15 protein-coding genes are annotated in these 23865 nt (G+C 60.1%); 8 read left to right on the top strand and 7 right to left on the bottom strand.

Going from position 1 to position 23865, the window contains the following annotated elements; genetic code table 11:
• The first annotated feature begins 699 nt into the window (after window positions 1-699).
• Window positions 700-2502 carry an acyl-CoA dehydrogenase gene (locus IFT99_RS06580; RefSeq protein ID WP_192130943.1) on the top strand — a complete coding sequence of 601 codons (1803 nt, stop codon included), beginning with the start codon at window positions 700-702 and terminating at the stop codon, window positions 2500-2502.
• Between the two features lie 16 nt (window positions 2503-2518).
• On the opposite strand, the gene IFT99_RS26555 is transcribed toward IFT99_RS06580, so the two are convergent.
• Together IFT99_RS26555 and IFT99_RS06570 are read right to left on the bottom strand one after the other, a co-directional pair.
• The gene (locus IFT99_RS26555) at window positions 2519-6955 is read right to left on the bottom strand and encodes a dermonecrotic toxin domain-containing protein (RefSeq protein ID WP_192130941.1); all 4437 of its coding nucleotides are present in this window, start codon (window positions 6953-6955) and stop codon (window positions 2519-2521) included.
• 234 nt (window positions 6956-7189) lie between these two features.
• Window positions 7190-9781: a dermonecrotic toxin domain-containing protein gene (locus IFT99_RS06570; protein ID WP_192130939.1), complete on the bottom strand. Its 2592-nt coding sequence runs from the start codon at window positions 9779-9781 to the stop codon at window positions 7190-7192.
• 267 nt (window positions 9782-10048) lie between these two features.
• Here IFT99_RS06570 and IFT99_RS06565 point away from each other — a divergent pair, with 267 nt between their 5' ends.
• Genes IFT99_RS06565 through selO form a run of 3 tightly spaced genes read left to right on the top strand, consistent with a single transcriptional unit; the run spans window position 10049 to window position 16708 of the window.
• Window positions 10049-11791 (top strand): potassium/proton antiporter, encoded by a 1743-nt coding sequence (locus IFT99_RS06565; protein WP_065986589.1) that lies wholly within the window; start codon window positions 10049-10051, stop codon window positions 11789-11791.
• A 36-nt stretch (window positions 11792-11827) separates the two neighbouring features.
• On the top strand, window positions 11828-15196 hold the full coding sequence (mscK, locus tag IFT99_RS06560) for a mechanosensitive channel MscK (RefSeq protein WP_192130937.1): 3369 nt from the start codon (window positions 11828-11830) through the stop codon (window positions 15194-15196).
• Window positions 15197-15244: 48 nt separating this feature from the next.
• Window positions 15245-16708 (top strand): protein adenylyltransferase SelO, encoded by a 1464-nt coding sequence (selO, locus tag IFT99_RS06555; protein ID WP_192130936.1) that lies wholly within the window; start codon window positions 15245-15247, stop codon window positions 16706-16708.
• Between the two features lie 17 nt (window positions 16709-16725).
• Here the strand turns inward: selO and IFT99_RS06550 are convergent, their stop codons facing one another.
• The 3 genes from IFT99_RS06550 to IFT99_RS06540 form a co-directional block, all read right to left on the bottom strand.
• On the bottom strand, window positions 16726-17127 hold the full coding sequence (locus IFT99_RS06550) for a helix-turn-helix domain-containing protein (protein WP_065986595.1): 402 nt from the start codon (window positions 17125-17127) through the stop codon (window positions 16726-16728).
• Complete coding sequence (locus tag IFT99_RS06545; RefSeq protein ID WP_192130934.1) at window positions 17124-17417, bottom strand: type II toxin-antitoxin system HigB family toxin; 294 nt, start codon at window positions 17415-17417, stop codon at window positions 17124-17126. The genes IFT99_RS06550 and IFT99_RS06545 overlap by 4 nt, the downstream gene beginning before the upstream one ends.
• 77 nt (window positions 17418-17494) lie before the next feature.
• Window positions 17495-18436, bottom strand: coding sequence for a hypothetical protein (locus tag IFT99_RS06540; protein ID WP_192130931.1), 942 nt, complete (start codon window positions 18434-18436; stop codon window positions 17495-17497).
• Between the two features lie 397 nt (window positions 18437-18833).
• On the opposite strand from IFT99_RS06540, the gene trxC reads away from it, so the two are divergent.
• Both trxC and IFT99_RS06530 read left to right on the top strand, forming a co-directional pair.
• Window positions 18834-19268 carry a thioredoxin TrxC gene (trxC, locus tag IFT99_RS06535; RefSeq protein WP_192130929.1) on the top strand — a complete coding sequence of 145 codons (435 nt, stop codon included), beginning with the start codon at window positions 18834-18836 and terminating at the stop codon, window positions 19266-19268.
• Between the two features lie 136 nt (window positions 19269-19404).
• Entirely contained in the window at window positions 19405-19782 is a 378-nt protein-coding gene (locus tag IFT99_RS06530) for a PAAR domain-containing protein (RefSeq protein ID WP_192130928.1), read from the top strand.
• 28 nt (window positions 19783-19810) lie between these two features.
• Here the strand turns inward: IFT99_RS06530 and IFT99_RS06525 are convergent, their stop codons facing one another.
• Complete coding sequence (locus tag IFT99_RS06525; RefSeq protein WP_065986605.1) at window positions 19811-20593, bottom strand: ParA family protein; 783 nt, start codon at window positions 20591-20593, stop codon at window positions 19811-19813.
• 354 nt (window positions 20594-20947) lie between these two features.
• On the opposite strand from IFT99_RS06525, the gene IFT99_RS06520 reads away from it, so the two are divergent.
• Window positions 20948-21436 carry a DUF3261 domain-containing protein gene (locus IFT99_RS06520; RefSeq protein WP_065986606.1) on the top strand — a complete coding sequence of 163 codons (489 nt, stop codon included), beginning with the start codon at window positions 20948-20950 and terminating at the stop codon, window positions 21434-21436.
• A 64-nt stretch (window positions 21437-21500) separates the two neighbouring features.
• Here the strand turns inward: IFT99_RS06520 and IFT99_RS06515 are convergent, their stop codons facing one another.
• The gene (locus tag IFT99_RS06515; RefSeq protein WP_192130926.1) at window positions 21501-22391 is read right to left on the bottom strand and encodes a LysR family transcriptional regulator; all 891 of its coding nucleotides are present in this window, start codon (window positions 22389-22391) and stop codon (window positions 21501-21503) included.
• 116 nt (window positions 22392-22507) lie between these two features.
• Between IFT99_RS06515 and IFT99_RS06510 the strand changes: the two genes are divergently transcribed.
• Entirely contained in the window at window positions 22508-23773 is a 1266-nt protein-coding gene (locus IFT99_RS06510; RefSeq protein WP_192130924.1) for an MFS transporter, read from the top strand.
• Window positions 23774-23865: the final 92 nt, after the last annotated feature.

Here is a 23865-nt window from a genome sequence, read left to right as displayed (position 1 = left end):
AAATCTCGGAACTCGCATTGGCTTTGGGCCCCTGCGCCTGGAATCGGATACCTTCAGACGGTAGCAACTCGATGGAATCCAACACCATGGCGGCGCCGGAAGGGTCAGTAAAATCCAACTTCGGGGGGGCTAGATCGGCTCGAACTTGATCATTCCTTGCGTCACTCATAATTAATACTCCTGTAAGAATCATAAAAATTCTGCCGCACCAGACAAAAAACTGGTACTTGATTTAGCTTAGCCGACAGCATTTCTTTCGCACATATAAAAAAAACACCCAGCCATTTTCAAAATCGCTGAAACTTATAAAAAACAAAGTATTGACCGCCACTATAAGATGCTTGGCTATAAGGTTAATCGCCAATTAATCTAATAAGTTATGCTTCGAGCAGGACCAGACCATGAAATGTCTCTCGACACACAATGTATTTCAGACCTGGTCTATTGAGCAGATTTTAGGAAAACCTGGATCTGATTATTTCAGGGGGGTCGGCAGGACCGGCTTTGGCCTTTGAATGGGCTCCGCCCATTCACAACATTGCCATGCGTAGGTAAGGAGATCTTCCGGGCTAGAGCCGGTCCCACGTTGAACTGCCCCTAACTCACCGTTCTGCCCGAGCATCACCCAAATCAATCTTGCTATTCACTTCATATAACCCCTCTTAGACTCGACGGCATTCCCAAGAAAGGTACGCCGCCATGTCCGAGACGCTGCTCAGTTCCCGCAATCTGGCTTTCGAGCTGTATGAAGTGCTGGACGCCGAGGCGCTGACCCAACGCGAGCGTTTCGCAGAGCACAGTCGGGAAACCTTCGATGCGGCGATCAGCACGGCACGCAACGTCGCGGAGAAATACTTCGCGCCCCACAACCGTAAAAACGACGAGAACGAGCCGCGCTATGAGAACGGCGCAGCGGTGCTGATCCCGGAAGTAAAACCCGCCGTGGACGCTTTCCTCGAGGCTGGTTTTCTCAATGCCGCCCGGGACTTCGAAGCCGGTGGCATGCAGCTGCCGACCCTGCTTTCTCAGGCCTGCTTTGCCCACTTCCAGTCCGCCAATGCCGCGACGGCGTCCTACCCCTTCCTGACCATGGGCGCGGCAAATCTGATCGAAAACTTCGGCACCGATGAGCAAAAGCGGCGCTTTTTGCAACCGATGATCGAGGGTCGCTTCTCCGGCACTATGGCTTTGACCGAGCCCCACGCGGGCTCGTCGCTGTCAGACATCCGCACCCGCGCCGAGCCCGCCGCAGACGGCAGCTATCGCCTGCGCGGCAACAAGATCTTTATCTCGGGCGGCGATCACCCGCTCTCCGAAAACATCGTCCACCTGGTCCTCGCCAAACTGCCCGACGCACCAGCGGGCGTTAAAGGCATTTCCCTGTTCATCGTCCCCAAGTTTCTGGTTAACGACGACGGCAGCCTCGGTGAGCGCAACGACGTCCTCTTGGCCGGCCTGTTTCACAAGATGGGCTGGCGCGGCACCACGTCTACCGCGCTGAACTTCGGCGACTACGGCAACTGCGTCGGCTTCCTGGTTGGCAAGCCCCATCAAGGCCTCAGCTGCATGTTCCAGATGATGAACGAGGCGCGCATCGGCGTCGGCATGGGCGCAGTCATGCTGGGTTATGCCGGTTATCTGTATTCACTGGAATACGCCCGCGAACGCCCCCAGGGCCGACTGCCTGACAGCAAGTCACCGGACGGCGCGCCGGTGTCGATCATTCAGCACGCCGACGTGAAACGTATGCTGTTGACGCAAAAAGCCTACGTCGAAGGCTCGTTTGACCTGGGTCTGTACGCCGCTCGCCTGTTCGACGACACGCAAACGGGCGAGAGCGAGGAGGTGCGCAAACACGCCCACGAGCTGCTCGACCTGCTGACGCCCATCGTCAAGTCCTGGCCCTCGGAGTTTTGCCTGAAGGCCAACGAACTGGCGATCCAGATTCTCGGCGGCCATGGTTACACCCGGGAGTACCCGGTGGAGCAGTACTACCGCGACAACCGCCTGAACCCGATTCATGAAGGCACCCACGGCATTCAGTCGCTGGACCTCCTGGGCCGGAAACTGGCGCAAAACGGAGGCGCCGGGCTCAAGCAACTGATTCGTTTGATCGCTGATACCTGCGAGCGCGCGCAGGCCCATGAATCGCTGACGGTATTGCGACAACCCTTGGAGCAACTGGTCACCCGCCTGCAAGGGGTCACCCTTGGATTGCTCACCGATCTGGGCCAGGGCAAGGTCAACGCGACACTGGCCAACTCGGCGCTGTACATGAAGGCGTTCGGGCACGCAGTGATTGGCTGGCGCTGGCTGGCGCAGGCGATTCGCGCCCAGGAAGGGTTGGAGAAGAACGACGAAGCCGATAGCGACTTCTACAAGGGCAAGTTGCAGGCCGCCCGGTACTTCCTGACATGGGAAGTACCGGCCTGCCATCATGAACTGGCGATCCTCGAGCGCCGGGATGATGCGTGCCTGACGATGCACGACGCGTGGTTCTGAGTGCCGCGCTCACCTGCTACCAGTCGTGTCCATTTCCGATTTCGACAGGCGCTTTGCGTTTGAACGGGAAGAAGTGATCCTGCAATGCTTCCAGCTGCCGCTGAAACGCGGCGGAGCGAACGGGCAGGTGACTGGGCGGATCGATGCCCAGGTGATAGTAGTCCGGCCGCTGCTCTCGCAACACATCGTTGAACAGCGCCGGGCCCGTCAGCTCGAACACGGTTTTGCGGTACCCCTTCATCGCCTGCGAGGTCAGCAACTCGGTGACCGGCGTGGAACGATCAACCGTGGGAGGGGGCGTCTCGAAAAACCCGGGCTGCGCCTGGTTTCGCAAGGCCAGCTCTTCGCTGAGACGAGCAAGCACAGGGTTTCCCGCATGACTGGCGAACAGGCTATTGCCATAGCCGCGAAAATCCAGCGAGGGCACAGCAACCGCTTTGCCGAGCAGCAAGTCGCCATGGGCCGCCTCAAGATGAACACCGTTGATGGAAGCGGTCAGCACATCATCGGAGTCCATGTAGATGCCTCCGTAGGCGTCGATCAGGGGATAACGGAGGATGTCGGAGGCGGCAGCATAGTTTTTACCTGCACCGCCTCGTGCCTCGCGATACAGCGCCTGATGCCTGCCGCGAAGGAACGCGGCGAAGAAATTCTCATCCTGCAGGTTCGACACCGCCAGCGACGGCGCACGACTTTTCACGCTTGCGCGAATGCGATTCAGCGTTTCCTGACTGTCGACATCCACATGCAAAACAGACTGAAAATCCGGGCTGCGATTTGCGTTTCTGATGAGGTTTTCCATGCGGGCTTCCTCCAGCGGCTGATCGCCCACCCAGATGTAGTGAATCTTTCTCGGTATCGGCTTGAGGTGAGTGGGCATCGTGGGCAGCCGTGGCAGTTCGACCACCTCGACGTTGGCGTGCGGGTTGATAGGCTGGGGTTCATCCAGCACGCTTCGCGACTGCCAGTCTCCATTCTGGTCCAGCCTCAGCCCTCTTGAGTCGGTGCCCGGAAGCTTCCAGGTTTTCGCGTCGTCATCGTAAATGACCCCGCGCTGTCTGCCATCGATCATGATCGAATAACGCCCGCCAGACGTGCTGACGCCGTCGATGGGAATCGCCACCTTGATCGCGGGGGCATCCGGCTGCAGGAAACCACTCTGGGTCGGTGGCAGGACCTCGGGCAGATCAACGATCGAGACGCCCTCAGTGGGGCCCGCCGCCTCTCCCCGGAGGTTTTCGCCACCCGGCTCGATTTTCAGTCGGTTGGCGAAGGGCAGATAAAACCGCTCCACTTCCTCCAGACGTTCCGAATACGCGACGGAGAGTATGTTGCTGGTCGCCCGATAGTTTCCGGTCAGCAGCCCCGCATAATCGGGCCGGGACGACTTAATGACGTCCAGGAACAAACCGGGTCCCGTGATACGGGACACTTCGGCGAGATACCTCTTGGCGTCCGAGGACGAATGTTTGAGGGCCCTCAACGCCTCTTCCCCCAGCTTGAATCTCTGGTGCAACGCTGTCTCCATCGCTCTGAGCACCGGATTATCCCGATGGCTGGCAAAGTGACTGTTTGCAGGGCCGACGTGCATGAGCGTTTCGGAGCTGACTGACCTGCCCACCAGCACATCGGAAGGGCCTGCGGCAAGTGCCTGGCCCTTGAACGACTGGGCCAGGACATCATCGCAATCCATGTAGATGCCCCCGTACTCCCTGATCAGGCGGTACCTGAGCACATCCGCAGCGGCCGCAAGGTTCTGGTTCTGGCCATGCCGGAAGTAGGCGTACGGCTCGGCACTTTCCTGCTCGTACAGGGAAAAGCCATCGAAGAACTGCTCGTCCTGGAGGCTCGAAATGGTCATCTGGGGAAAGCTGGAAAATTCAGCCTGCAACTGCTGCTCGGCGGTCAAGCCGTCCACTGTTGCGGAGTAATCGATATCGACATGAAGTGCGAACTTGAGATCCGGACTGGTCCTGATGTTCTGTTTGATCGTTTCGATCAGGTGTGGTCCGGGCAATCTATCGCCTAGCCAGATCTGATGAATCGTACGATCGATGGGCAAAGACTTCGCAGACACGCCTGGCAGCCGCGGAAATGTGTAAACCGTGTCATTCACACCGGCGCGAAGGCGGCCTTTGACGCTCAGATAACGACGCTCGTCCCCCACGCTCCACTTGCCGTTGTTATCCAGCCAAAGCAGCTCCTCAGTGACTTTATGTCTCCAGCACGCGACGTCAGCATCATAATAAACGCCCGTACCTTCCGGCGTATTCATGGCGTAAAACCGATGGACCTGATGACCGGAACTGTCAGTCAGCGTCCTCTGCTCAATGCCGTCCATCGGCACATCGATCTGAACCCGGGGCTGTGCCCGAACGCGCTCGACAGGCGCAGTCACGCCCTGGTCTTTCGTGGAAGCCGCTGTGACGGCATCGCCATAGCTTTCCCCTCCCCGCAGTCCTGGCCTCAGGTCCAGGTCTGAATAGAATCCATTAAGGCGCTTGATATAAGGACCTTTGATGGCCGCGTCTTCGGGAGAGAAAATCCTGTACTGCTTGACCGAATCGACCCGCTCGACCCGGTAGATCTTCGAATGAATCCTGGCGAAATAAACGGTCTCGCCTGACGCTGGATCGACGGATTTGTACACGGCGCCGACGTCATCGCGTGTCCAACTGCCCGAAAGATCAAGGGGCTCGCTGTACTCGAACCGGGTCAGTTCCGCCCGTAAACGTGGGGGTAACGATCGAAGGCCCTCTGGCTCAACACCAAACGCCTTCGCGCTGTCATAACCTGCTTCGTGCTGGGCTTTGCGCAGCAGGCGACTGTGCTCTTCCTGCGCCAGTCGGGCCTCTCGTGCGCTTGCATCTTCGTTGGCTCGCTCGTGCGCCTGCTGCGCAATCTCCTCATCGATCTCCTGCTGTTGTGCAGACGCTGCCGCTTTCTGCTCGGCGCTCCGACTGTCGATCACCTGCCCCACTTCATCTGCCGCACCCGGAACGACTTCGCCTGCACGCTGCGCCGCAGCCGCTGCGTCAATAATCTCCACGGCGCCCTGGGCAATGGCCGGCACCGCATTCAAAACACCGAAGACAAGGCGGCCAACACCGTTTTTTCGTTCTTCATAGGTCTTGCCCTCGATCACCTCGTCTGCCCCTAGCCCCAGAAGCGCGACCGACATCGCCGCCAATGGCAGCCACAGCTCGGGCACGACCATTGCGATGGCTCCCGTGACGCTGATGGCGGTGGACAACCGCTGCGCGAGCACCTCTTTGCGGTAGTCGCTTTGCGTGCGAATACTCAGCGCCGCATCAGAGCGCTGACGATCCTGCAGGCTTTGGCGAAAGTGGGAAAACGGCCAAGGGGAAAGTGCGGCCCCGAGCGCGATCTCCCGATAAGGGGGCCAACTGCCTGTCGCACCGTTCAGCAGGTGCGGAAAGACCGCAAGACCGGCCAGCGTCGTATGGAGACCGCTCAGAAAAAGACCGTCGCTGTCGTCTTCAAGTTTGAAGTGACGCTCCAGGGCCTGCCGTTTGCGGGTGTCTTTACACTGCAGCGCGATCCAGTTCTGTAGCGCTGTGAGATCGTTGAAGCCATGAAAAGGCGACGAGTTGCCGGGGATATAAACCACTAGCCGGCCTGTCTGTTCATCCCTGATCACAATGATGTCGGTCGCTGCATAGCGATACAGAATGAGTTCGCGGAACGTGAACGCATGGGAAAGAGGTGCATCGCGGAATGATTCGAATGTCAGTTGCTCCCAGGCTTGTGACGGATCGAGGCCCAGGGACTTGAGCACCAGCGCTTTGTCCTCCTGGCTCATCGAGCCTTCGGAATGCTGGATGTAGGCTGACTTGAGCAAGGCAGCCTTGAGAAGCAGGTTGTAGTCACCGCCATGCTGTTCCCAGAACGTGTCGAGCGTCCTCTCGTAGTGATCGAGCAATGCGTTATCCCAGACGAAGGCCTTGAACGCCTTGGGGTCGATGGACGTGTGGGTGGAGGCATCAAATCGCTGCGGGGAGGTTCTGCGATAAACGGCCTCATAGGCGAAACAATCCGGAAGGTTCAGAGGCGTGGGCGAGACACGTGCGGGATACCCTCCCTCGCGATACGACTGCACGTGACCCAGATGATCAAACCAGTCGCCGTTACCTGCCTGCTGCCAGTTATGCATCAGCGCGTCGGTCAGCGTGAAGGCGTGAGCGATGTTGGCTCGCTGGGGCGCAGCATCCTGACCATTGAGGTACAGCGTGGTGATCAGCAATTCATCAGGGTCAGTTTCTTCCGGGAAGTGCTGGAGCAGGTAGGCTTGCGCCTGCGTGCGTCCATAGTCATGGGGCGACTCGTACCGCACGTGCTGCTGACCGAGCCAGTCGCTCAGCAGCGTGGCGTGAGCGTCGACTTCTTGCCCGGGGGCAGGCTCGACGGGCCACCCGTCTTCGTCGCGCGGCACGGGTGGCTCATTCCAGCCACTGTCTTCCCAGTCTTCGCCTCGCTGGCCACCCCAGCCCGAAGGTCGCGAGCTGTCGCGGCTGCGCCCAGGCGCGTCAGCTCTGCGCTGCGGAGCGGTCGTATCCTTTCTGTCTTTCATAACCCGACATCCTGTCAGTGAGTGAGCTTTTAGAGTCCACCGACAGGCACGCCGGGCCGCCATAGATAATTATTGCTTACGAAATGAGCAGGCAGTTCAGGGTTGTTGAGACGGGAAAAAACAATCGACCAACACCCGCCCGGCGCTTCCCAGTCGGGCCGCGTAACCCTGGCGACTGAAAGGCTCTGCGGTTCGCATGTCGAGCAATTTTCGGCCCGGGACCGGACCGGTGACTTCGCGCAGCTGTACTTTCATGAACCGGTAAAACGTCCCGATCACTTGCTCGATGCTGTCGATCTGAAAATAGTGCCCGGGCAAAAAGATAGCCTCAGCCTCGTCCGGACTCGCGGAGAACGGCGCGATGGGTGCCGCGCTCAAGTACTGTTTTTCCGGCAGCACAAACACCACGCTGGTGTCGTCGAAACGGACCGGGGTATTCGTGGCACTGGCATGGGCGCCTGCCTGACTGCTGGCAAAAGTGCGCGCCTGATAGGGATTTTCGCTAAACGAGGTGATGTCGGTATTGACCAGCACATCGCCCACGGTCACCTCGCCGGTGCGAAAAAAGGCCCCCGACGTCCCACGCGCCCCACTGCCGCCGCGATACAGTGCGACGTCGTTGTTGTACCCCAGCGTGCTGACGTCCTCGACGAGCTTTTGTACCAGCGCGACTTGATCGGAATAGATCGCCACGCCGGTTCGCAAAAACTGGTTATACGCATCGTCTTCGTGGGTGTAGTGCTTGATGGAAGAGCCGACGTATTCACCGTCTGCGGTCTTGAACACGCGATGTCTGGCGCCCCACTGATCAAAATGCACGTCTTCACCCTCGGAGTCGGTCGAGACTATTTCCTGTGGCTCCATGCAGAACACTTCCACCACGGCCTTTTGCCGGGCCAGAGCGGCCTCGGAATACAGCTGCTCATCAAACAGGTTGAGCTGCATGAAGCGATCCCAGAATGCCGATTGCACGCTGGAAAAGGGCGTCGCAGGCGGCGAAGTGACCGCCAGGGCGCCGGCGTCCATGGGTGCACCGCCAGCAAGGCCCGGGATGGGAAGCCGTTCCCACCGGCCTTGCCCATCGAACCGAACCGGGCATCTGCCACTGAACGCAAACGGGTTCTGGGGATCGACGATGACCCAGCTGCCCAGGCTTTCATCGAGGCTCAAACGATGCGCCTGCCCGTCGATGAACGCCCATGTCTCGCCATTGCCCAGCCGATATGTCCCTTCATGGAGCCCTTGCTCCGAGACCGGCGTCAGCGATTCAAGGACAACGTTGTGGCTCATGCCGGACAAAGGATCGGTGGCCACGGGAGTCGGCATGGCATCGGCACCTGCGCTCATCCCCGTCGGGCTTCGGGGTCTCATGGGTTCCCTGACATCAGCCCCCAGGCGCGACAGCAGCGGCAGGTTCACGAACAGATAAATAGCGCTGGCGATGGCGCCCAAGATACCCCGCCTGCGTTGTTCGGCGTTTTTAGCGTTGACCGCCTGATCGATGCTTAATCCGGTGCTGATCAGGCTCGCGCCCACCACAGCCAATGCCAGCGGCCAACCCAGCGGCGCCAGATTGCCGAACACGGAGAGAAAGGCGTTCAGATACCCCAGCCAGATCTGCTTGCGAAGATCGCTGTTATCGGTCAGCAGGGTGGTGGCGTCAGCGGTCATGTCGTGACGGGCGACATCACGAAGATAGGCGAACGGATCACCCGGAATCGGTGCCGCCCCGCGATTGACGAGTCGATCGACCCCCGCGTTATCGTGGTCGCTCATCAGCAGTTGAGTCACATCGCGCTGAAACGCACCGCGGTGCGTGTCCCAATCGCTCGCCGAATGCAGAAAGCGAGCGCAAATAGCCTCTCGAGTGCCAAGGGAAAGGAACTGCGCCTTCAACCATTCGTACACCTGTTGATGGGTATCGAAGCAGTAGAAAGGGGTTTGCGCACCGCAGACATAGAGGATCTGACGGCCACCCTCATCGACAACACGCAAAATGTCCCGAGCCTTGAACGCGCCCAGTTCCAGATGGAACACCGATACCGCTGACGTCGCAGGCGCGGGCTCACGCAGCTGCTCAAGCGTCCCAGAGTCACCCCCGGCAGTCAGGGCGCTGCGCAGTGCGTCGAAATCCGTCGCCGACAACAGACCTCTGCTCAGGCTTTCTCCCGCAGACGCCAAGTAGCGCACCTTGGCAAGCACGCAGAAGTTGTCGCTGTGCTGAGCCCAGAACCGGTCCATCTGGCGCCGGTAGCCCGCACTGAAATCGAGGGCCCAGAAATCGTTGAGCACCTCTGCCGGAAGCATGCGCACTTCATTCTGTTCATTGAAAACGCCATGTTCGGGGCCGTCAGTGTAGAAACCGCCATACACCGCCAGCTCGTCCGGGGCTTGCTGCTCGCTAACGTCGAAACGGCGAATCACCAACTCGGTCATCGTCATCGACGCCACCGCCTTACCAGCATGCTGCCATCCGGTAAAAGACCGTGAACTGCTGCTGGCGGCTGAGAAACGATGCCAATACACCTGATCAGGATCCAGATGCTTACCGGTGTGCCTGAAAATGATGTTCTGCGCAGCGGACCTCGCCAGCGCGTTGAGATCGGGGTAATCGGCGACATAACGGCTCGCCATTTTTTTGAGCTGACGCTCATCCGATTCGGGTAATGGGTGGGCTTGGACGTTCATGGTGATCACTTCTTCTGGATAGAAAAAGAAGGTGACCAGAGTCCACGCCAGTGACTGGCATAAATATGTATTACCGCCGTCATCTGGGAAACGTGTATGCACAGCGGCATGCGAGTGGCAGGGCGGGCCCTGCGGCAACATTAGCCCACCCATCTGGAATTACGCTTTGACAGCCATGCAATTCAACAGGTTAAATCCCTTGGCACGCGGACTGCATGGTCAGTTCGCGCCCTCGTCTGTTTGAATTCGTTTTCTGGAGTACCGCCCTTGGATGCCACGACCATCAACAGCCTGTTCCTGATCGGCGCGTTGCTGGTGGGTGCAAGTATTCTGGTCAGCTCGCTGTCCTCCCGCCTCGGCATTCCCATTCTGGTGATCATCCTCGCCGTCGGCATGGTGGCGGGCGTCGATGGCGGCGGCATCATCTTCGATAATTACCCAACGGCCTATCTGGTCGGCAACCTGGCGCTGGCGGTCATCCTGCTCGACGGCGGCTTGCGCACGCGGGTGGCGAGCTTCCGGGTTGCACTTTGGCCCGCCTTGTCGCTGGCGACGGTCGGGGTGCTGATCACCACGGGGCTGACCGGCATGGTTGCCGCCTGGCTGTTTGACCTGAACATCATCCAGGGCCTGTTGATCGGCGCCATCGTCGGTTCCACAGACGCCGCCGCCGTGTTCTCGCTGCTGGGCGGCAAAGGCCTCAACGAGCGGGTGACCGCCAGCCTTGAAATCGAATCCGGCAGCAACGACCCGATGGCGGTGTTCCTCACGGTCACGTTGATCGACATGTTGTCCAGCGGACAAACCGGCCTGCACTGGAGCCTGCTGGGCCACCTGATTCAGGAATTCGGCATCGGCGGCATCATCGGGCTGGGCGGCGGCTGGATCATGCTGCAACTGGTCAACCGGATTAATCTGGCCAACGGCCTGTACCCAATCCTGGTGGTCGCCGGTGGTCTCGTCGTCTTCGCACTGACCAACGCCATCCACGGCAGCGGCTTCCTCGCGGTTTACCTGTGCGGTCTGGTACTGGGCAACAAGCCGATTCGCAGCCGCCACGGCATTCTGCACATGCTCGACGGCATGGCCTGGCTGGCACAGATCGGCATGTTTCTGGTGCTGGGCCTGCTGGTCACGCCCCATGATTTGCTGCCGATCGCGCTGCCGGCGCTGGGCCTGGCGTTGTGGATGATTCTGGTGGCGCGGCCGCTGTCGGTGCTGGCGGGGCTGCTGCCCTTCCGGGTGTTCCACGGTCGCGAAAAAGCCTTTATCGCCTGGGTAGGCTTGCGCGGCGCGGTACCGATCATTCTGGCGGTGTTCCCGCTGATGGCCGGCCTGCCCCATGCGCAGCTGTACTTCAACCTCGCGTTCTTCATCGTGCTGGTGTCGCTGCTGGTTCAGGGCACGAGCCTGCCGTGGGTGGCGAAATGGCTGAAAGTGACGGTGCCGCCTGATCCGGCGCCGATCTCCCGCGCGGCGCTGGAGGTGCATGTCACCAGCGAGTGGGAGCTGTTCGTGTATCGCCTTGGCGCCGAAAAGTGGTGCATCGGCGCCGCGTTGCGCGAGCTGAAAATGCCCGAAGGCACGCGGATCGCAGCGCTGTTCCGTGGTCAGCAACTGCTCCACCCGTCGGGTAGTACGGTGCTGGAAGTCGGCGATCTGCTGTGCGTCATCGGCCACGAACACGACCTTCCTGCACTCGGCAAGCTGTTCAGTCAGGCGCCGCAGCGGGGTCTGGATCTGCGCTTCTTCGGCGACTTCGTTCTCGAGGGAGACGCTGAGCTGGGGGCTGTCGCGGCACTCTATGGCCTGAAACTCGACGGGCTGGATCCGGGGATGCCGCTGAGTCAGTTCATCATTCAGAAGAATCGCGGCGCGCCGATCGTGGGCGACCAGATCGAATGGAATGGAACTATTTGGACGGTTGCGGTTATGGACGGGAACAAGATCCTCAAAGTGGGCGTCAGATTCCCCGAAGGAAGCCGCCCGGGCCCCGGGCTGTTCCTTTAAACTGCCCCCCATTTCTGCTCGCTCGACCCGGTGTCTATGTTCACGCTGCGAAACCTTTTTGCCTCGGCCCTGCTTGGGCTTTGCCTGTCGTCCGTACCGGCGCATGCCGCCGATACGCCTCCCCTGTCCAGCGAGGCCGTCCAGCGCAGTCTGGACAAGATCGCCGACCGCAAGCTGACCGCTGACGACCAGAAAGCGCTGCAGCAGGTGTTGGAACAGACGCTGACGTTTCTGTCCAGCCAGAAGGACAACCAGCAGAAGCTGGAAGACCTGAAAAAGCAGCTTGCCGATGCACCCCGACAGACCACCGAGAACCAGCGCGAGCTGACCAAGCTCAAAGCCAGCAAAGTCATACCGGTCGCGCAGCGTTACGCCAATCTGGACGTGCCGCAGCTTGAGCAAGTACTGAGTCAGCGCAGCGCCCAGCAGGCTGATCTGCAGAAAGCCCTCAATGATGCCAACAGCCTGACCATCACTGCGCAAACCAGACCAGAGCGCGCCCAGGCCGAGATCAGCAGCAGCCAGACGCGCATTCAGGCCATTAACAGCATCCTCAAGTCCGGCAAGGACGGTGGCAAGACCATCAACGCCGACCAGCGCAACGCCTTGAACGCTGAACAGGCCTCGTTGAATGCATTGATTGCCCTGCGTCGTCAGGAGCTCGCCGGCAACAGCCAGTTGCAGGACCTCGGCGGCAGCCAGCGCGATTTGCTCACGGAAAAGGTCAATCGCCAGGATCAGGAAATCCAGGACCTGCAAACGCTGATCAACGAGAAGCGTCGCGCCCAGTCCCAGGAAACCGTGGCGCAGTTGTCCCTCGAAGCGCAGAAAGCAGGCGGCAGCAGCCTGCTGGCGACCGAAAGCGCCGCCAACCTCAAGCTCTCGGACTACCTGCTGCGCGGCACAGACCGCCTCAACGAGCTGACCCAGCAGAACCTGAAAACCAAGACCCAGCTGGATGCCATCACGCAAACCGATCAGGCGCTGGACGAGCAGATCAACGTGTTGAGCGGCAGCCTGCTGCTGTCGAAAATCCTCTACAAACAGAAGCAGTCGCTGCCCAAGCTCAAGCTCGACAGCGGCCTGGCTGACGAAATCGCCGACATTCGCCTGTACCAATTCGAGGTCAATCAGCAGCGCGAGCAGATGAGCAGCCCAAGCGCTTACGTCGACACGCTGCTGGCGACGCAGAAGCCGGAAGACGTCACGCCTGCGCTGCGCAAGACGCTGCTTGATCTGGCGACCACGCGCAGCGACCTGCTGGAGCGGCTGAACCGCGAGCTCAGTGCGCTGCTCAACGAATCCATCACCCTGCAGCTCAATCAGAAACAGCTGGTCAGCACGGCCAACAGCCTGCGAGCCACCCTTGATGAGCAGATGTTCTGGATTCCGAGCAACAAGCCGCTGGACCTGGAGTGGTTCGAGCGCATTCAGCCGCGACTCGTCAAACAGGTCACCACCCTGCCCTGGACGTCCAGCGTCAGCGAGCTCTACGACGGACTGACCCAGCGTCCGCTGATCTTCCTGCCGCTGTTTCTGGTGATCGGCGCGCTGATGTGGAAACGCAAGGCGCTGTACGACAAGCTCAATCGACTGCACGCCGACATCGGCCACTTCAAACGGGACCGGCAGTGGCAGACGCCGCTGGCCATTTTCATCAACGTGCTGCTGGCGATGCCGTTGTCGCTGACCCTAGCGGTGTGTGCATTCGCGCTGCAGATCGACGCCCGCGGGCAGAACATCAATCTGGGTTCGGCACTGCTGCAAGTGGCGCTGGCCTGGCTGGTGTTCTACACCGCCTACCGGATTCTCGCGCCGGGCGGCGTGGCGCAATTGCACTTCCGCTGGGAAAAACCGCAAGTGGAATTCCTGCGCGGCTGGATCCGTCGTCTGGGGCTTGTGGTGCTGGCGCTGGTGACAGTGGTCGCGGTGGCCGAGCACGAACCTTCAGCGCTGGCCGACGACGTGATCGGCATCGCCGTGGTGCTGACGTGCTACGCCCTGATGACTTGGCTGCTCGCGCGCCTGCTGCTCACCAGCCCGACCCACCACAGCGCTTCACTGTTTCGCCGCGCAGTGGGGCTGGCCTTTACCGCCCTGCCCGTCGCGCTGTTCGTCGCCGTGTGCTTTGGCTATTACTACACCGCGCTGAAGCTCAGTGATCGCCTGATCGACACGCTGTACCTGCTGATGCTGTGGCTGGTCATCGAAGCCGCCTTCGTGCGCGGGCTGAGCGTCGCCGCGCGCCGTCTGGCGTATCAGCGTGCGCTGAGCAAGCGTCAGGCCGCGAAAGAAGCCGGAGAAGGCGAAACACTGATCGAAGAGCCGACGCTGGACATCGAGCAGGTCAACCAGCAGTCGCTGCGACTGATTCGTCTGGCACTCATCGCAGGCTTCATCGGCGCGCTCTACTTCGTCTGGGCCGACCTGATTTCGGTGTTCTCGTACCTCGATAACATCACGCTGTACGAGTACACCAGCGGCACCGGCGCCAACATCAGCATGGTGCCGATCAGCCTCGGCGATTTGATCGGCGCCCTGGTGATCATCGGCATTACCTTCGTATTGGCCGGCAACTTGCCGGGCCTGCTGGAGGTGCTGGTGCTGTCGAAGCTCAACCTCAAGCAGGGCAGTTCGTACGCGACCACCACGTTGCTGTCGTACACCATCGTCGGCGTGGGGTTTGTCTCCACGCTGTCGGCCCTCGGCGTGAGCTGGGACAAGCTGCAATGGCTGGTGGCGGCGCTGTCACTGGGCCTGGGTTTCGGCATGCAGGAGATCTTCGCCAACTTCATCTCCGGGATCATGATCCTGTTCGAGCGCCCGGTGCGGATCGGCGACACGATCACCATTGGCGCCCTGTCGGGTACGGTGAGCAAGATCCGCATCCGCGCGACCACCATTACTGACTTCGACCGCAAGGACATCATTGTCCCGAACAAGACGTTCATCACCGGACAACTGATCAACTGGTCGCTGACCGACACCATCACCCGCGTGACGCTGAAGCTGGGCGTGGATTACGGCTCGGATCTGGACCTGGTGCGCAGCCTGCTGCTCAAGGCCGCCCGTGATAATCCGCGGGTCTTGAAAGAGCCCGAACCGATCGTTTACTTCCTCAATTTCGGTGAAAGCGCCCTCGACCACGAGCTGCGCATGCATGTGCGTGACTTGGGCGACCGCAATCCAGTGCTCGACGAGATCAACCGGTTCATCAACAAGGAATTCAAGAAGCAGCACATCAATATCTCGTTCCGGCAGATGGAGGTTTACCTCAAGAATATGCAGGGACAGGAGTACAAGATGGTGCCGGTCGAGCCCGAGCAGAAAACCATCACGCCGACCACTGTTGTGTCTCCAGCGCCAAAAGATGCTCCGGAGCCGCCCGAAGTCAGGCTCGACTGACCATGGAAAACCCAGCAGAATGGTCGGACATTCTGCTGGAGGCATCCCTTGAAAGCCCTCGACGAGCTGACTTTCGATAATCGTTTTGCCCGTCTGGGTGATGCGTTTTCCACCACCGTGCTGCCCGAGCCCATCGCCGAACCGCGGCTGGTGGTTGCCAGCGAAGCGGCCCTCGCGTTGCTCGATCTGGACCTCGCTCAGGCAGAACAACCTCTGTTTGCTGAAATTTTCAGCGGTCACAAACTGTGGGCCGAAGCCGATCCGCGGGCGATGGTTTATTCGGGTCATCAATTCGGTTCGTACAACCCGCGCCTGGGTGATGGCCGCGGTTTGCTGCTCGGCGAGGTATATAACGACGCCGGCGAACACTGGGACCTGCACCTGAAGGGCGCCGGACAGACACCGTACTCGCGCATGGGCGATGGTCGTGCTGTATTGCGCTCGTCGATCCGCGAGTTTCTGGCCTCAGAAGCTCTGCATGCCTTGAGCATCCCGACCAGCCGCGCGGCCTGTGTGATCGGCTCCAGCACCCCGGTGTGGCGTGAAACCCAGGAGCGTGCGGCGATGGTGCTGCGATTGGCGCAAAGCCACGTGCGCTTCGGCAGCCTCGAGTATTTCTTCTACACCAAACAGCCGGAACAGCTGAAGCAACTGGCCGATCACGTGCTGTCCCTGCACTACCCCGAGTGCCTGGAACAGCCCGAACCGCACCTGGCGATGTTTCGCGTGATCGTCGAGCGTCAGGCCGAGCTGATTGCCAAATGGCAGGCCTATGGCTTCTGTCATGGCGTGATGAACACCGACAACATGTCGATTCTCGGCATCACCTTCGACTTCGGCCCGTTCGCGTTTCTGGATGACTTCGACCAGCATTTCGTCTGCAACCATTCCGATCACGAAGGCCGCTACTCCTTCAGCAATCAGGTCCCCATCGGCCAGTGGAACCTCAGCGCATTGGCGCAGGCGCTGACGCCCTTTGTCAGCGTCGAGGATTTGCGCGGGGCGCTGGACCTGTTTCTGCCGCTGTATCAGGCGCATTACCTGGACCTGATGCGCCGACGTCTGGGCCTCACAACGGCGGAAGAGGATGACGCTGAGCTGATCGCGCGCTTACTCCAACTGATGCAGAACAGCGGCGTCGACTACACCCTGTTTTTCCGCCAATTGGGGGAGGAGTCAGCCGACGTCGCGGCAGGCACGTTGCGCGGCGACTTCGTCGACATGCTCCGCTTCGACGCCTGGGCCGACGCCTACAAAGCCCGCATCGCCCGCGAACCCGAGTCCAGTCAGCAGGATCGCCGCACGCGCATGCACGCGGTCAATCCGCTATACATCCTGCGTAACTACCTGGCCCAACGCGCCATCGAAGCGGCCGAACAAGGCGATGACAGCGAAGTCCGCCGCCTGCATCAGGTGCTGTGCACACCGTTCGATGAGCAGCCTGGAATGGAGAGTTATGCACAGCGTCCGCCGGATTGGGGCAAGCATCTGGAGATCAGTTGCTCGTCGTGAGTGGGGGTGAGTTGAGGTCAGATAAAGACCTCTGCCGGCACGCCGAAACGTTCCGAAATCTTGCGGATCTGCTTGAGGGACAACTGGCGCTCGCCCGAGAGTATTTCGGAAATGACGGACTGATTCCCCACTTCAGGCATGTCGCCTTGGCCAAGGTTGTGCTCGTGCATCAGGTAACGCAGCGTCTCGGAGCCTGAGGCCATAGGCATGGGCCGATGCTCATGGTCATAGGCTTCAATCATTTCGCTGACCAATATGGCGAGACGATTCAGAGGGTGCTGCTCATCCTCTCCGATGATCTCCAACAGTTCGTCGAGCCCGCTGACAAGCAGGTCATATTCAGCTTCCGTTTCAGGCCGAGTCAGCAATGGCGCCAAGTGATGCCAGTGCTCCGCAGCCTGTTTAATGAGCGCGCTCATTGCTCATCCCTCCATTTACCTTTGTCGTATTCACGATGGTCGAACACATGCTTTATGTACAGCCGCTGCGCTGAGTAGTTAACCGACGCAATCAGCCGGATCTTGTTCCCGCCGATATCAAAAACATGAAATCTTCCCACTTTATCTGTAGAGGGCAACATCGTTCTCATCGCACTAAAATCGTTCAGCCTGGATGCTTTGATTAAGCGGTACCAAGCGTCCAGAGCCGTTGCCGATTGTGGCCATCTCTTTTTTGCCTCCCAGATTCGCTTTTCAGTGATGACGTGCATTTCCCTACCGTTGTGCGTGCAATATCCAGCTTAGCGACCCATCCGACCATTACCAACTGCAATGGCCGGAGCATTTTTTATCCTGCTGCCTTCTCATTCCTGGTCGTGGTACTCACTTGCTCAACTTGCGTACCGGCATTCGCAGCCGCTGGCTTTTCAAGCCCGTGCGCCGCCGTAGCTGGCTCAGGTGAACTACGAGGCGCGAACTTCTTCGTGTAGGCGATGTTGTTTGGGTCGGCTTTCTTGTCTTTGCTGGTGTCGACGATGCCGGCCAGAATGTCATAGAGGATCAATTTGCGGTCCGCCGCCTGACGTCCAAAAGCGCCCGGCAGGCTGGGCAGCGTCGGGTCACTCTTGATTCGCGCCTCCAGAATGGCTTGCGCTCCCTTGGGATAACTCACCGCCCTTTCAATCGCGGGCAGCGACTTGAGGTAGCTCAGAGCGTCGTTATAGAACCGGGATGCCTGGCCCGTCCGGGCTTGCTCGATCACTCCCCCGTTTATCGCAACCTTGCGCCAGTCCTCGTCCATCTTCTGCACGCCCTGCCAGGCCGCACGCCGTTCGTTGAGCGTGAAGCTTGCGCTGTCGTCAAAGGCAATCAGGTTCAGTTGTTCGCGGGAGAGATTCTCGAACAGGCTCTTGGCGTTCTTGTCGCCCGCCAGCGTCCGGGTCACGAACGCACTGGCCTCGCGCGCACGGTCCAGCAACTCAGGGTCGTTCGTCTTGGGCACTTCCATCGCCCGGGTGCCGCTGTTGGCCGCGCGGCCTTCGATCAAAAACTCATTGATGCGATTACGCCCGTATTGCCCCAATTCGGCATGGGTCATCCCTGCGTCTCTCTTCTCGGCTCGCGCTGCGCTCTCGTTCAACTGAGCCGCCAGTGTCGAAAACGTCGCTTTGTCGGCAGTCGCCGGTGCGGCCTTGTCGACAGCTTTTGGATCGCTGGTCGCGACAGTGCCGAGGGCTTGTGTTTTGTTCGCGACAACCGCTGCAACGGCGGCCTGGATCTGGCTGATCATGGGCGACTCCCTGGCTATGAGATGACAGGGGCCGACGCGCATATTCGTCAGTCAGCCCCTCGCGTCGACACTAACGACGGGCAGGGAGGGCGAACAGTTGGGCGAACGGGGGATGCTTTCGGATAATTAGCGCTTGGGGATTCGGCTTAACGCGCGCAGTCAGGGGCTGGGACCAAGGATGAAAGGGGAGCTTGTTGCTTCTTCAGGTTTGAGATTTTGTGAGCGAGGGGTACCCCAGCGAGGGATGAAAAGGTGAGCCAGCTCACACCTCGGATTTGAGGTGGCCAACGAAGCCAGCCATTTACGACGACCCGGCGATCACGGTGAAACCGTAAAGCTTGATAACTCACCCCGCCGGCTCCACCTAGTAGTCATCAACCCTACTCAGGCCTCTGCCATGTCCGATTCCCTGCTGATCCCCTGCCCGCATTGCAACGGGCTCAATCGCATCCCTGCCGCGCGGGTGTCCGACCAGCCGAAATGCGGGCGCTGCAAGCAGCCGGTTTTGCTGAGCAAGCCGTTCAACCTGACGCAGGGCGACTATGCCAGCCAGATCAAGGGCGATCTGCCGTTGCTGGTGGACGTCTGGGCGGAGTGGTGCGGGCCGTGCAAATCCTTCGCGCCGACGTTCGAGCAGGCGGCCACTCAACTGATCGGGCGTGTTCGCCTGGCGAAGCTGGACAGCGAGGCAAATCAGCAGCTTTCCGCGCAGCTGGGCGTTCGCTCGATCCCGAGTTTGATCCTGTTTAAGGACGGTCGTGAAGTTGCCCGGCAGAGCGGCGCGATGCCGTTGCAACAGCTGATGGCCTGGCTGACCAGTCAGGGAATATGAAAGGCGTTTCCTCGGCGATCGAAGTGCGTGACAGCCAGCGCTGTAGGGATGTTCTGAAAGCGCTTCTTTGCCCCGAGTCCGTCGAATTCTGCGTCTAGGCTTCGCCATTCCTATCGGCACCCTGGAGTGGTTAGCAATGACATACGTGGTCAGAGAGGGCGATTCAACGACAACCGGCGGCGTGGTGTTGAGCGCTTCAGGCTCGCACACATGGGAGGAGCGGCGCCTGGCGCGGATGGGCGATCCGGTCTGGTGCGAGGGCTGTGCACAGATCGGCTTCATTGCCCAAGGCAATCCGACCTTCATCGACGAACTCGTCGCCGTGGCGACCCACGGACAGACGGTGCGCTGCGGCTGCGCGGAAGGCACCCATCGCCTGATCGCCAGCCAAGATCAGCTTCAGGCCGACATGGACGCGACCATCGACATTCCCAAGGACATGGCCGAAAAGGCGCGCAAGCGAGCCAAGCACATGACCCGAGCCCGTCGGGAAAGCCACGCGCCGCTGGCCTGAGCCTTGATCTTGCCTCGCATCTCGTCAGTCAGCGATTCCCGGCACCCGTTTCCAGCAAATGATGCAGCTCAATAAACTGCTGAGTCAGCTTATGCCGCGGTTCCAGATGGATCAGCGGCATGTTGGCCTGGTGGGATTCACGCATCTTGATCGAGCTGGTGAGGTAGACCGGCAGCACCGGCAGCCCTTCCGCGATGAGTTCATCAAGGATCTGCTGGGGCAGGCTCGCCCGCGCCTGGAACTGGTTGACGATAATGCCCTCCACCTCCAGATCCTCGTTGTGATCTTCCTTGAGCTCTTCGATTTCTTTCAGCAGCCCGTAAAGCGCCTGACGGGAGAAACTGTCGCAGTCGAACGGAATCAGCACCCGATCCGCCGCGATCAACGCCGACACCGCGTAAAAATTCAGCGCCGGGGGCGTGTCCAGGTAGATGCGCTCGTAATCTTCGCTCAGCTCATCCAGCAGTTTGCGGAGCTTGTTGATCTTGTGCTTGGCTTCCAGCTTGGGCTGCAGATCAGCCAGCTCCGCCGTAGCGGTCACCACATGAAGGTTGTCGAAGGGCGTCTCGTAGATGTCAACCTGGTTCTTTTTAGCCCCAGGCCCGGACGACAAGGTCTGCTTGAAGAAATCGGCGATGCCCATGGGAATCTCGTCGCCAGTCAGCCCGGTCAGGTACTGCGTCGAGTTGGCCTGGGCATCAAGATCGATCAACAGCGTCCGATAACCTTCATGAGCACTGACAGCCGCCAGATTGCAGGCGATGCTGGATTTGCCAACGCCGCCCTTCTGATTGAACACCACACGCCGCATGTAAGACTCCCTGTTGCTGTCTAGCCGTGAAGGATCGCCTGCGACCCGATGAATGGTCCCGAGTCTAGGCAATCGCGATGAGTAGGGCGAGTCTCTCGGAAAAATCTGACGGCAAGCACCCAGCTTGGAACATCAGAAGTCTGGTTGCACCTACAAAATGATGTCAGACGCCACTGCTCTGCCCCTAAGAGTAGTCCTCAGTAAACTCACTATTTGTTTCAACGTTTGCCTCAGTGCGCTGGCATCGAGATAATGCCCGTCACTCGGTGATGGCGCCGCGCCATAGCCTGTGTCATTTCGGCGACTCGAAGCCCGGGAATACAAATTGTCGGCACACCTGGAAGGTAAAGCTTCATGATTCGCGCTTTGTTGCTGTTATGCGTGCTGTTAGTCAGTGGCTGCGCCAGCCATGCGCCGCTGCCTGCGCAAATACCTCACATCAAATTCCCCGTGCAGCTGCAGGTCCAGCGTGAGCAAGCCAGTCAGCGCGAAGAGTGGCTGATGACGATTCAGAAGGAGCGCCACGGCCTGCGCTTCTCGTTGCTGGACACCCTCGGTACTCCCGTGGCGCGTCAGCAGCTTCGCGAAGAGCGCTGGAAGGCAGACAGCCAACTGCCCCCCAACCACGAGGCAAGGGAGCTGTTCGCCGCCGTGCTTTTCGCCCTGACGTCCCTCGAGGAAGTGCGCTTTGACTACCCTGGCGTGCAGCTGCGTCCCTATGGTCGCAGCCTGGACGATCGCTGGTTTGTCGATTACGCCTCCGCGGGTGTGTTCCGGATCAGCATGGAGAGCGGTGAACTGAAATACGTGGTCACTCCACTCCAGGGCAAGGTGAGCAAATGACGGCGTTGCCCTGCACTCTGGACCATCTGCAATAACGCCTTCGGCTTCTACACCGTGCCTCGGTTCAGCCCGCCTTGCGCGTCACCAGCTCGACAAACGCCTTGGCCATGGGCGACTTCTGGTCCTTGCGTTGCACCAGCCACACCGCTGACGTCGCCTGGGCATCCAGCAGCGTCCGGTACACCACCCCCTCGATGCGCATGCGTTGATAGGACGCCGGCAGCACCGTCACGCCCAGTCCGGCTGCCACCAGACCAATGATGGTCATCGCCTCGCCCGCCTCCTGGGTGAACAACGGGCTGAAACCCGCCTCCCGCGCCAGATCCAGCAACTGTGCGTAGAGCCCGCTGCCGTAACTGCGCGGGAAGAACACAAACGGCTCACTGGCCAGTTCCCGCAGATAAATGCCGCGTTCCGAGCCCTCGGCCAGTGGATGGTCCGAGCGCAGGATTGCCACCAACGGCTCGTGCAACAGCTCCACGGCGACCAGTGAATCCGGCAGCGGCAGGGGCCGCATGATGCCCACTTGCATCGACTCGTTCTCGAGCCGCTCAGCGACTTCCCGACTGCTCATTTCCTGAAGTGCCAGGTGCACCGCCGGATAGCGCTGGCGAAACGCGAAAATGGCCTGCGGGATGCTTGAGGTGAAAGGGGCGGATGCCGTGAAGCCGATTTTCAGTTCGCCCAGCTCTCCCAACTGCGCGCGCCGAGCGACGTCCGAGGCCTTCTCGACCTGCGCCAGCACCAGACGGGCTTCATCGAGGAACAACCGGCCCGCCTCGCTCAGTTCCACCCGGCGATTGGTCCGCTCAAACAGACGCGCGCCGAGCTCTTGCTCCAGGGCCTGAATCTGCTGGCTCAACGGCGGTTGAGAGATGCCGAGCGCCTGAGCAGCGCGTCCAAAATGCAGCTCTTCAGCGACAGCGATGAAGTAACGCAGGTGTCGTAATTCCATGGTCATCCCAGTAGGTCGTGAAACCTATCAAACAGGTCGAACAATATATTGGAAGCAATCGTTAGCCGACTATATTCTTTTGCCACTGCTCCCCGCTCTCCCGTCTGAGGTCACCCGTGAATACTGCTGCATCCCCTTCTGCGTCCGCCGAGTTCACCACTGCGGCCATCCCGTTGGGCGACACGTACATCGAGAAGGACACGCCCGCTTTCATTCGCACGGTGCTGGCGCTGTTTTCTGGCGGTTTCGCGACGTTTGCGCTGCTGTACTGCGTGCAGCCGATGATGCCGGTGCTGTCGCGGGACTTCTCCATCAACGCCGCCCAGAGCAGCATGATTCTCTCGGTGTCCACCGCGATGCTGGCGATCGGGTTGCTCATCACCGGCCCCGTTTCCGACCGCCTCGGGCGCAAATTGGTGATGGTGTTCTCGCTGTTTTCGGCCGCCCTCTTCACCATCGCCAGCGCACTGATGCCGACCTGGGAGGGCGTGCTCATTACACGGGCGTTCGTGGGTTTGTCGCTGAGCGGCCTTGCCGCCGTTGCCATGACCTATCTCAGCGAAGAGATCCACCCGCAGCACATCGGCCTGGCGATGGGTCTGTACATCGGTGGCAACGCCATCGGCGGCATGAGTGGCCGGGTGATCACCGGGGTGTTGAGCGATTACGTCAGCTGGCACACGGCACTGTTGATCATGGGCATCATCGCGCTGGGCGCAGCCGGTGTGTTCTGGAAAATCCTGCCACCGTCGCGCAATTTCCGCGCACGACCGCTCAATGGCCGCAGCCTGCTGGAAGGCTTCGTCCTGCAGTTCCGTGATGCCGGGCTGCCGTGGCTGTTTCTAGAAGGCTTCCTGCTGATGGGCGCGTTCGTGACGCTGTTCAACTACATCGGCTACCGCTTGCTGGCAGACCCATACAACCTGAGCCAGGCCGTGGTCGGGCTGTTTTCGGTGGTGTACCTGTCCGGCATCTACAGCTCGGCGAAGATCGGCGCACTGGCCGATCAACTGGGCCGGCGCAACGTCTTGTGGGCCGTGATCGTGCTGATGCTCGTCGGCGTGGCGCTGACCCTGTTCACCCCGCTGCTGGTGGTGATCGTCGGCGTGCTGATGTTCACCTTCGGCTTCTTCGGCGCCCACTCCGTCGCCAGCAGCTGGATCGGCCGCCGCGCCATCAAAGCCAAAGGCCAGGCATCCTCGTTGTACCTGTTCAGCTACTACGTAGGCTCCAGCGTTGCCGGCACCGGCGGCGGCGTATTCTGGCACTACGCCGGCTGGAACGGCATTGGCGCCTTCATCGGCACCCTCCTGCTGATCGCCCTCGCCGTTGCGCTGAAACTGGCGAAGGTAAAACCGCTGGCGGTGAATGTGCAGGTTTGAGCCAAGGTCATATTGGGCAATGCGCGCGCTGTTTTAGTGGGACCGGCTTCAGCCGGGAAGAGGCCCTTATGCGCGCCGTCAATTTTGCGGTG

This window comes from Pseudomonas sp. CFBP 8772 (assembly GCF_014841665.1).
Lineage (GTDB): Bacteria > Pseudomonadota > Gammaproteobacteria > Pseudomonadales > Pseudomonadaceae > Aquipseudomonas > Aquipseudomonas graminis_B.
Note: the sequence above shows the minus strand (reverse complement) of the source record. Positions and strands in the feature narration are given on the sequence as shown.